This window comes from Nonomuraea sp. 10N515B (assembly GCF_052245915.1).
Classification (GTDB): domain Bacteria; phylum Actinomycetota; class Actinomycetes; order Streptosporangiales; family Streptosporangiaceae; genus Nonomuraea.
This window is the reverse complement of sequence record NZ_JBQQBQ010000192.1, coordinates 1-1,435: the sequence shown is the minus strand read 5'-3', so window position 1 is coordinate 1,435 and position 1,435 is coordinate 1. Positions and strand designations below refer to the sequence as shown.

Annotated in this window: 1 protein-coding gene; it reads right to left on the bottom strand. The window is 66.8% G+C overall.

The genetic code is table 11. The features are described 5' to 3' along the window. Positions 1 to 16: 16 nt before the first annotated feature. Positions 17 to 1,324, bottom strand: a complete 1,308-nt coding sequence (locus ACTWQA_RS58955) for an MFS transporter (RefSeq protein WP_443167491.1) — start codon at positions 1,322 to 1,324, stop codon at positions 17 to 19. Between the last annotated feature and the right edge of the window lie 111 nt (positions 1,325 to 1,435).

Below are 1,435 nucleotides of genomic sequence, written 5' to 3'. Positions count from 1 at the left end.
GGGGCCGAGAAGGCGCTCATCCCGTCACCGTCCCAGCGCCCGCGCGGCGCGAAGAAGCGTGCGTGTGCACCCACCAGGCGAGTGGAAGTGCGATCAGCACCACCGCCTGGATCGCGAGCAACGCCGGAACGATGCCCCAACGGTCTGCCACCAGGCCGGCTCCCAGGGCGACGAGCGCGTAGAGCACGCTGCCGAGCAGCGACGCAATCGAACCCATTGTCGCGCGTTCCCGGTCGGTGAACTCGCGCTGCAGCAACGTCTGCTGGGCGATTGTCGACATGCCGTAGGCCGGTGACCCAAGCAGCACGGGCGAAAATACCGTCGGCTTGACCAGCGCCACGACGTTCGCCACGTTGTCGAACAGCTCACCGAACAGCAGAGTGCGGGCCGCGCCCACCCGGCCGATCATCCAACCACTGACGCGGAAGCCGACGAAGGCCACGCCATGGCCGAAGGTGCGCCACAGGCCCAGCGCCCAGAGCGGCCACAGCCCTGCCACGAAAACAGGCGACAACTGGGCCGCGCTTTCGCTGCTGTAACGAAGCGCCGACACCAGAGTCATCCGGCGGAGCACCGGATTACGGCGGATGCCGCGCAGGGCCGATCCGAGATGCACCAGCACGTTCGACGCCAGCGGGCCGTGCACCCGCGGTTCCCGGACCCGCAAGGCGACGAGCACGCACAGCACCTGCGGCACGACCGACAGCACGACCACCACACGCAGCGACCACGCGCCGGCGACCACGCCACCTATGGCTGCCGCCAGTGCGAGCGCGATCTGGAACATCGAGTTCACCCGGCCCGAGTGCCGGGGGAACTCCTCCTCCCGGCCGGCTTCGAGCAACGTGTCGTAGAGCAAAGACTCGTTGTTGCCGCTCCACAGTGAGGTCGCCAATCCCTCCAGCACAACAGCTGCCAGGAGGAGGCCGTAGCCCGAAGCGCCGGCGTACCCGAGATGGGCGGCCACCATGACGACAGCACCGGCGATCATCGTGCCGCGTCGGCCCAGGCGGTCGGAGAGCACCCCGGTAGGGACTTCGAACGCTGCCGAAGACAGCATCTTCACCGCCAGGAGGCTGGCGGCAGCGGTGTACGAGCCGGTGACTTGCGCGAAGTAGATGACCATAATCGGCCCGTACATGCGGAAGTCGCCGAAGAAGTTGAACCAGCTCAGCAGGCGGACATTCCGGTTGACAGTCTGATCAGCGGAGTTCGGAGCGGGCGGAGCTGACCTCGACCGTGAAGATTTCCTGCCGAACGGGGCAGCGATCAGGCGTTCGACCAGGACACGTACACGGAGCAGTGAAGCATGACGAGCGGACACAGCAGAACTCCCGGAAAGGCGAACGGAGACGCCAAACAGCGCCAAGGGCCGGTGACACGTGTCACCTCGCCCCGGCGACCGGGATGTGTGCTGACTTTGCTGCTACACGCG